Consider the following 8,420-nt stretch of genomic DNA (forward strand, 5'->3'; position numbering starts at 1 on the left):
ATCACCAGGAACGCGATCAAAGGGTGATCCACCAACAGGCCGACGGCCACCGCGACGAGCAGGCCGCCCAGGTTCCCCGCCATCCAGATCAACCCTGCCCCGGTTCCCTCAGCCTCGCCGGTACGACGCTCAACCAGCTCCAGCACAATCGGCAACGCGGGGAGCAAGAGGAACCCGATCACCGTGATCGCGACGAACCCCACCACCACACCAGGCACCACCGCGAGCAGCACACAGGCGAATGCGGTTACCGTCAAGCTCAACACCAGCAAGGACGACTCCGCCCTCCGGCGCACCACGATCACCGGCACCACTGCACTGCCGATCACGCCCGCGACGACGTTCACCAGCAGGATCGTGCTCGCAGTCTCACCGGAGACGCCGGCTGGTTCGAGCAGCGCCTGCGCAAAGGTGGTCATGGCAACAAAAACGCCGAACGGGAAGATCGCCAGCAAACAGAGACGCCTGATCAACGGATCGCCCCACGCGAGCCGCAGCGCATTCCGGTCGGGGCGCCGTCGTTCCACCTTGTGCTCACCAGGTTTGCGCAGGGCAACAATCATCGCGGCAGCGGCAACGACCGAGAAGACAGCGGTGATCACCAGCATCGTCGGGAGATCCGAGCTGTCAGGCAGTACGGCGGCCAGCAGGAAGGCGATCACCATGCCTGCGAAGATGCTGGCTGTCCCGGCGGCGATACCGGTCGGCCGGTCCCTCTCCTCGAGGTACCGGCCGGTGATGCCGGTGACGGCGTTCAGTACCAGCGGTTGGGCGACCGAGGCAACGATCTGCCCGATCAATAGCCAGCTGTAGTCGTCGCCGATCAAACGGAGCACAGCACCGAGCGCGGTCAGGACAGCGCCGACGATCAACCCGCTGCGGAACCAGCGGTCCAGAATGAGTCCGGCCGGGATCGCGAGGACGACGTACAGCAAGGGAAAGACCTGGGCGAGCCAGCCGATCGCGTTCTCCGAGACGCCGTACCGCGAAGCAGCGACTGTGGTCACGCCGGCGAAGTTCAGCCAGACCAACTGCGTCGCCGCACCGACCAACGCGAACGCGGCGATCACCAGCCACCGACTCCGCAGCCCCGTGACGTGTCGTACCTCCGCCATCGGCGAACCCTCCCCTGCCCGGCATCCCTACCGAACAGTAACGCCGCGCCACCTCAATCGGCGAGTACCTCCAGCAATGTCTTGTTGAAGGAAGGGAGGTCGTCGGGCTTGCGGCTGGTGATCAGATTGCCGTCCGTGACGACCTCCTCGTCGACCCACGTCGCGCCGGCGTTCCGGAGGTCGGTCTGCACGCTCGGCCACGACGTCAGCGTGCGACCCCGCACCACATCCGCCTCGATCAGCGTCCATGGCGCGTGACAGATCGCCGCCACCGGCTTGCCGGAGTTCACGAACTCCTTCACGAACGCGACTGCCTTCTCGTCTGTCCGCAGTGCGTCCGGATTCGCGACCCCACCCGGCAGTACCAGCGCGGCGAAGTCGCCGACGGACGCATCCCCGACCGCCTGGTCGACCGGTCGCTTCTCGGCGGCGGTCAAATGGTCGAAGGTCTGCACCTCACCGCTCTTCGGACTGAGCAGGACCGGCTGGTGGCCGGCGTCCTTCACGGCCTCCCACGGTTCGGTCAGCTCGACCCGCTCGATGCCCTCGGCGGCGACCAGGAACGCGACCTTCTTGCTGTCGGTCATGACGAGTGCTTCCTCTCCCGTTTCTGCGGCGGACGGCCGGGCGGCACGTCCGCCACTGCCGGTACCCCGAAACCCTCCCCGGATGCGGCCCAGCTCGTACTCCGGTCCGCCGCCGCCGCGCTGGAGCCCGATCCAGCGGGCTGACCCTGGTCGGCCTCAACCTGGAGGGATGGTCAGGGCGTTGATGGGGTGAGAGGGGTGAACGGATGCAGAACCAGGAAGGGTTCGACGAGTTCGTCCGGGCCCGCTGGCCCGCGACCGTCCGGCTGGCGACAGCGCTGACGCTCGACCACGGTCATGCCGAGGATCTGGCCCAGGAGGCGCTCGCGAAGCTGTGGTTCCACTGGACCAAGGTCTTCGACGAGAACCCGGAGGCTTACCTGCGCCGGATCGTGCTCACCACGTTCCTGTCCAGGCGCCGCCGGCGCTGGTGGGGTGAGCACGCCACGGCCGAACTACCCGAACTGCCGGCCACCGCACAGACCAGCCAGGTGGACGACCGGGAGTCGCTCCGGCAGGCACTGCGGACCGTGAGCCCGAAGCAGCGCGCGGTGATCTTCCTCCGGTACGCCGAGGATCTCCCCGAACAGGAGGTCGCCGAGTTGCTCGGTTGTTCCGTCGGAACGGTGAAATCGCACGCCAGCCGCGGACTCGCAGTACTGCGGACCACTCTCGCCACCCAGACCCAGGAGGTGCACCGATGAACGATCAACTCGATCTCGACCGGCTCCGCGACGGACTGCTCGGCCTGAGCGACCCGGACGCGGGGCTCTCCGATCCGGCTCCGGCCGTCAACCAACGGGTACGCCGAATCCGTCGTCGCCGGGCAGCGGCGTCGACCGGAGGGATCGCAGTACTGACAGCCGGGATTGTGCTGGCCAGCCAGGCATTGGCGGGCACTCCACAAAGCGAACCGCCGGTGGGTCAGCTGCCTCAGACCGTGATGTCGCCCACCGCCGTCCCGACCAGCCCGACCGGCGGCGACATGATGGTCCCGACACCGCGCAACTCCCCCAAGTCGCTCGAGACCCCTGGGAACCTGCCGACCTTCCCGCTGGCGGCGCCGTGGTCGGACCAGCTGTTCACCAAGTTGCCCGACGCGAACGCGTTCCGTCCGCACGGCTACTACGTCCAGCCGGAGACCAAGCTCGACGGTCGCCCTTGGGGCATGGTGTCGTACCAGGCCACTGATTCCAATGAGAACGGCGGCTGTCTCGAGGTTGTCCCGCAGGGTGTCTTCGATGCCGCGAACTGCTTCGACGTCCACCAGCCCGGCGCTCGCGCCGAGTGGCGCACCTTGACGGCGACTCGTGGAACGAAGCCGGATCTGCGGAAGCTCGGCTACACCCTCGTGTACGGCGTCGCCCACTTCGACGCCCGCACGGTGAAGGTGACGCTAGCCAGCGGCGGGTCGTACCAGACAGAGGCAGTCGGTACGCCGACCTCCCGCAGCCAGCGGTTCTTCGCGGTGGTGGTCCCGGTCAGGGACGCCAAGATCGCGAAGGTGGAACCACTCGACGCCAAGGGCAAGCTGGCACCAAGGCTCCTGGACTAGCCCGACGTTGAGGGCTAGCTCGATGGTGGGGTCGAGCTAGTCCGACACGGCGCACTACTCTTCGACTAGTTCGACGGAGGCGGCGTGGCGGCGGGCGAGGTCGTGGTAGACCGCGGCGTTGTGGTCGACGAAGAGCCTGGCGGTGCCTTCCAGCGGGATGATCTTCTTCGCCGGACTGCCGAGCGCGACCGACTCCGGCGGGATCTCCGAGCCCGGCGTCACAGTGGCGCCCGCGGCGATCAGCGTGCGCTTGCCGACCACCGCGCCGTCGAGCACGATCGCCCCGTTGCCGATCAGCGCCTGCTCCCCGATCACACAGTCGTGGACCAGGCACTGATGCCCGACGGTGGCGTCCTTACCGACCTCGCAGAGCCCGCCTCCACCGACGTGCAACACCGAGTTGTCCTGGATGTTCGCGCCCTCCCGGATGATGATCCGGCCGAGATCGGCGCGCGCGACCACGCCGTACCAGATCGAGGCACCCTTCTCGACGACCACGTCACCGACGAGGGTGGCGGTCGGCGCGATCCAGGCTTCCGGGTGCACGGTCGGGCTGACGCCCTCAAAGGAATACAGCGGCATGCCGAGCAGACTAATACCCCCGTACTACGGGCTCAGGCTCGCCAGCGATACCGGCGTTCCGGGCGGCCGGTGGTTCCGTAGCGCAGGGCGACGTCGACCTGGCCGGAGCTGCAGAAGTACTCGAGATAGCGGCGGGCGCTGACCCGGGAGATTCCGACTTTCTCAGCGCATTCGGCGGCGGACAGGTTCGTCACGGCCGCCCGGACCGCCGCGGCCACCAGGTCCGCGGTTTCCTGACTCAGGCCCTTCGGCAGCCGCGTCGTCACCCGGCCCGGCCGGTTCGGGGCGAGTACGCGGTCCACGTCGGCCTGACTGGTCACTGTGTCCAGGACGCTCGTGCGGCGACGCGCGTACTCCTGCAGCCTGGACCGCAGATCTTCGAAGCCGAACGGTTTCAGCAGGTAGTTCACCACGCCCTGCCGGACCGCGCCGCGGACCGCCTCGGCCTCGCGGGCCGCGGTGATCACCAAGATGTCGCAGTCCGGTTTCCGAGCTCGCAGCTGGGCGATCAGATCCAGGCCGAAGATGTCGGGCAGGTACAGGTCGAGCAGCACCAGGTCGGGCTGCAGTTCGTCGATCGCGGTGAGCGCCTGTTCGCCGCTGTTCGCAGTACCAACGACCTGATAGCCGTCCACCCGGTCCACGAAGCTGCGGTGGATCCGGGCGACCATGAAATCGTCGTCGACGACCAGGACGGTGATCATCGGGCTCCCTCCGGCAGGCGCTTGACGGACATCCGCGCGACGAAGACGGCGCCGTCTTCGGTGTTCGTGACCGCGACCTCGCCGCCGCGGCGACGGCACACCAGCCGGGTCATCGCCAGGCCGATCCCGCGCTCACCACCGGCCGCCGCCTTCGTGGTGAAGCCGTGCGCGAAGACTTCCTGGGCCAGCCCGGGCGCGACCCCGGGACCGGAGTCGCGGACCACGATCTCCACGCTGGACGCGTCCTGCCGCAGCTCCACCTCGACCCAGGCCGGCGACAGCGGAGTACCGGACAGTGCGGCGGCATCGACCGCGTTGTCGACCAGGTTCCCGACCACAGTGGCCACGTCGGCCGACATCTCCGGCTCCAACCGGAGCAGGGTGGTGCGTTCCGAAACGCGGAGCTCGACACGGCGTTCGGCCGCGACCGAGGACTTCGCCATCAACAGGGCGGCGACCGCGTTGTCGTGGACCCGCCGGGTCACGGTCAGGTCGAGCGACTCACGATAACGGTTCAGCGCGCCGACGTAGCGGACGACCTCGTCGTACTCCCCGATCTGGATCAGGCCGGAGATGGTGTGCAGTTGGTTGGCGAACTCGTGGGTCTGGGCGCGCAGCAGTTCGGTCGAGCTGCGGAACGAGCCGAGCTCGCGTTCCAGCTGGGCCAGCTCGGTCCGGTCCCGCAGCGTGGTGACCGAGCCGAGCGAGTGACCGTCCTTGGTGACACTCATCCGGTTCATCACCAGCACCCGGCCACGGCGTACGACGACGGCGTCGCGGGCCTCGTCACCGGTGTGCTCGCCGGCCAGCACCTCGCGCAGCCGGCCTTCGATCCCCAGCTCGGCCAAGCTCATCCCGACCGCCTGCTCCGGCAGGTCGAGGAGTCGCCGGCCGACATCGTTCACCAGCGTCACGCGCAGGTGCGGATCCAGCGCGACGACGCCCTCGGCCAGCCCGTACAGCATCGCCTCCCGGTGCTCGGCCAGGCCGGCGATCTCGCGCGGCTCGAGGCCGAGGGTCTGACGCTTGATCCGGCGTCCCAGCAGCCAGGAGCCGAGCAGGCCGAGGACACTCGCGATGCCCAGATAGATCAGCAGGTACGACGAGGCGCCACGCAGCCGCTGCCAGATCGACGGAGAGGCCTCACCGACCATCACCGTGCCGATCTGCTCGCCGAGCGAGCCGTCCGGCCGGCCCTGTGGATCCGTGCCCTGACTCAGGACCGGGACCTGGGAAACCAGCTCGGAGCCAGCATCGACAGTCAGCTCACCGGACCAGCCACGCCCGTGGGCGACACCGGGATCGCCCAGGGTCAGCCGGCTGCCGATCAACGTCGGGTTCGTCGCGGCGATCACCCGGCCGTCGAGATCGGCGACCGTGATCGAGGTGACGCCCGACTGGGTCAGCGAGGTCTGCAGCAACGGCGCGAGAACCTCGGCGGGGGCGGGATTCCGGATGCCCTGCCGGAGGGTCTGGCTCCCGGAGAGCTGCTCGGCCAGGGCCGTCACCCGGCGACCCTCGACCCGGTCGAACGTGGCCGCCGACTGCGCGAGCGACACCGCCGCGACGGCGACGAGCACGACCACCACGATGGCCAGCTGCAGCACCAGCAGCTGGCCTGCGAGAGTGAGCCGCCTGCCCTTCCGCGTGACCATGACCCGCAGCCTCAAGGACAACAGCCGCGATGACAACGCCCTGACGACCGCCGCTTCATGACCACAATGAACTCAACCTCCGCTGGTGACACAACGCAGACGGGATGCCTGCCAGGACGACACGATCATCGCGCTGCACTCCCCCGACGCGGCTGAACTCCCTCGAGGCGAAGGACGACCGATGAGATCACGGATCCCAGCACTGCTCGCAGCTGTAGCACTCCTCGCGGTGAGCGCCTGCGGCGCGACCGCGGACAAGGACAACGCTACGACGGACAGCGGCAAGCCGGCCACCGGGCTGCGGCTGATGGTGCCGAACGCCGCCGGCGGCGGTTACGACACCACGGCGCGCACCGCGGCGAAGGTGATGGACGACGCCAAGATCGCCACCGGCGTGCAGGTCTTCAACCTTCCCGGCGCGGGTGGCACGGTCGGACTGCAGCGGACCGTGAACGAGAAGGGCAACGGCAAGCTCGCGCTGCAGATGGGCCTCGGCGTCGTCGGCGCGACCTACACCTCGAAGTCGAAGGCGACCCTCACCCAGACCACGCCGCTGGCGAAGCTGATCGAGGAGGCCGGCGCGATCGTGGTGCCGAAGAACTCGCCGTACCAGACGATCGGCGACCTGGTCACCGCCTGGAAGGCGAACCCGAAGGGGCTCGCGGTCGGCGGCGGCTCGTCGCCGGGCGGACCGGACCACCTGCTGCCGATGCAGCTCGCGAAGACCGTCGGCATCGACCCGAAGCAGGTCAACTACGTCTCGTACGACGGCGGCGGCGAACTGCTGCCCGCACTGCTGGGAAGCAAGATCGCCTTCGGCGCCAGTGGTTTCGGTGAGTTCCAGGACCAGGTGGAGAGCGGTCAGGTCCGGGTCCTCGCGGTGACGAGCGAGCAGCCGGTCGAGGCGCTGAAGGACATCCCGACACTGAAGTCGTCCGGCATCGACCTGGTCTTCACCAACTGGCGTGGCATCGTCGCGCCGCCGGAGATCACCGCCGCCGACAAGGAGGTCTGGATCAACGCGCTGACCAAGATGCACGATTCCGCCGAATGGAAGGCCGAGCTGGCCAAGCGCGGCTGGACCGACGCTTTCGTCACCGGCGACGCGTTCGGCACCTTCCTGACCGAACAGGACAAGGCGGTGGCGGACGTCCTGACCCAGCTGGGACTCGTCGCATGAGCGAGTCCGCAGCGGTCGAGGCCGGCCCTGCCCCCGGTGATCGTGCCCAGTACGCGGTGTGCGGCTTCCTGGCTCTCGTCGGCGCCCTGGTGATCGCCGACGCCGCCCGGTTGAAGCACATTGCCACCAGCAACGATCCGATCGGCCCGAAGCCAGTGCCCGTACTGCTCGGCGTGCTGCTGCTGATCGTCGCCGCCCTGTACGCCGTGGACGTGGCCCGGGGTGGCACCGGTGAGGCCGAGGCCGGCGAGGATGTCGACCCGACGAGTCCGGTGGACTGGCGGACCGTGCTGCTCCTGATCGGTGCGTTCGTGGTCAACCTGGCGCTGATCGAACCGCTCGGCTGGGTGATCAGCGGGGCGTTGCTGTTCTGGGGTTCGGCGTACGCGCTGGGCAGCAAGCACCACATCCGCAACCTCTTCATCGCGGCCGGGTTGTCGCTGGCAACGTTCTACGCGTTCGCGATCGGGCTCGGCGTGAACCTGCCGGCCGGTGTGCTGCAAGGGATTCTGTGATGGACAACCTGACCAACCTGCTGCACGGGTTCGGCGATGTGCTGACCCCGATGAACCTGCTGCTCGCGTTGATCGGTGTGACCGTCGGTACCGCGGTCGGCGTACTGCCGGGCATCGGACCGGCGATGACGGTCGCACTGCTGCTGCCGATCACCTACGGGCTGGAGCCGGTGCAGGCGTTCATCATGTTCGCCGGCATCTTCTACGGCGGCATGTATGGCGGCTCGACCACCTCGATCCTGCTGAATACCCCTGGCGAGTCGTCGTCGGTGGTGACGGCCATCGAAGGCAACAAGATGGCCCGGGCGGGACGCGCCGCGCAGGCCCTGGCGACGGCGGCGATCGGCTCGTTCGTGGCCGGCACCATCGGTACTGCGCTGCTGGTGCTGGTGGCTCCGCAGGTGGTGAAGTTCGCGATCAGCCTGGGCGCACCGGACTACCTGGCGATCATGCTGCTCGCGTTCGCCGGTGCCACCGCGGTGCTCGGCTCGTCCCGGATCCGTGGCTTCGCGGCGCTCCTGCTCGGG

General features: G+C 68.3%; 10 protein-coding genes. 5 read left to right on the top strand and 5 right to left on the bottom strand.

The window, feature by feature from the left end; translation table 11 throughout:
- Positions 1–1,115, bottom strand: a 1,115-nt coding sequence (locus VFG33_RS03475; protein ID WP_325022286.1) for an MFS transporter, incomplete at its 3' end; no start/stop codon positions are given.
- A gap of 53 nt (positions 1,116–1,168) precedes the next feature.
- Positions 1,169–1,702, bottom strand: coding sequence for a type 1 glutamine amidotransferase domain-containing protein (locus VFG33_RS03480; RefSeq protein WP_325022288.1), 534 nt, complete (start codon positions 1,700–1,702; stop codon positions 1,169–1,171).
- A 206-nt stretch (positions 1,703–1,908) separates the two neighbouring features.
- On the opposite strand from VFG33_RS03480, the gene VFG33_RS03485 reads away from it, so the two are divergent.
- Both VFG33_RS03485 and VFG33_RS03490 read left to right on the top strand, forming a co-directional pair.
- Positions 1,909–2,406 (top strand): SigE family RNA polymerase sigma factor, encoded by a 498-nt coding sequence (locus tag VFG33_RS03485; protein ID WP_325022290.1) that lies wholly within the window; start codon positions 1,909–1,911, stop codon positions 2,404–2,406.
- On the top strand, positions 2,403–3,257 hold the full coding sequence (locus VFG33_RS03490) for a hypothetical protein (protein ID WP_325022293.1): 855 nt from the start codon (positions 2,403–2,405) through the stop codon (positions 3,255–3,257). Before VFG33_RS03485 ends, VFG33_RS03490 begins: the two co-directional genes overlap by 4 nt.
- 54 nt (positions 3,258–3,311) lie before the next feature.
- Here the strand turns inward: VFG33_RS03490 and VFG33_RS03495 are convergent, their stop codons facing one another.
- The 3 genes from VFG33_RS03495 to VFG33_RS03505 are packed head-to-tail and all read right to left on the bottom strand — an operon-like array spanning position 3,312 to position 6,198.
- The gene (locus VFG33_RS03495; protein WP_325022295.1) at positions 3,312–3,839 is read right to left on the bottom strand and encodes a gamma carbonic anhydrase family protein; all 528 of its coding nucleotides are present in this window, start codon (positions 3,837–3,839) and stop codon (positions 3,312–3,314) included.
- A 32-nt stretch (positions 3,840–3,871) separates the two neighbouring features.
- A complete protein-coding gene (locus tag VFG33_RS03500) occupies positions 3,872–4,543 on the bottom strand; it encodes a response regulator (protein ID WP_325022296.1) in 672 nt (223 codons plus the stop codon).
- Positions 4,540–6,198, bottom strand: a complete 1,659-nt coding sequence (locus VFG33_RS03505) for a sensor histidine kinase (RefSeq protein WP_325022298.1) — start codon at positions 6,196–6,198, stop codon at positions 4,540–4,542. The genes VFG33_RS03500 and VFG33_RS03505 overlap by 4 nt, the downstream gene beginning before the upstream one ends.
- A gap of 181 nt (positions 6,199–6,379) precedes the next feature.
- On the opposite strand from VFG33_RS03505, the gene VFG33_RS03510 reads away from it, so the two are divergent.
- From VFG33_RS03510 to VFG33_RS03520, 3 genes are all read left to right on the top strand, one after another.
- Positions 6,380–7,378, top strand: a complete 999-nt coding sequence (locus VFG33_RS03510; protein WP_325022300.1) for a Bug family tripartite tricarboxylate transporter substrate binding protein — start codon at positions 6,380–6,382, stop codon at positions 7,376–7,378.
- Positions 7,375–7,893 carry a tripartite tricarboxylate transporter TctB family protein gene (locus VFG33_RS03515; protein WP_325022302.1) on the top strand — a complete coding sequence of 173 codons (519 nt, stop codon included), beginning with the start codon at positions 7,375–7,377 and terminating at the stop codon, positions 7,891–7,893. The genes VFG33_RS03510 and VFG33_RS03515 overlap by 4 nt, the downstream gene beginning before the upstream one ends.
- Positions 7,893–8,420, top strand: a 528-nt coding sequence (locus tag VFG33_RS03520) for a tripartite tricarboxylate transporter permease (RefSeq protein ID WP_325022304.1), incomplete at its 3' end; no start/stop codon positions are given. The genes VFG33_RS03515 and VFG33_RS03520, both read left to right, overlap by 1 nt.

The organism is Kribbella sp. (assembly GCF_035687465.1).
Taxonomy (GTDB): domain Bacteria; phylum Actinomycetota; class Actinomycetes; order Propionibacteriales; family Kribbellaceae; genus Kribbella.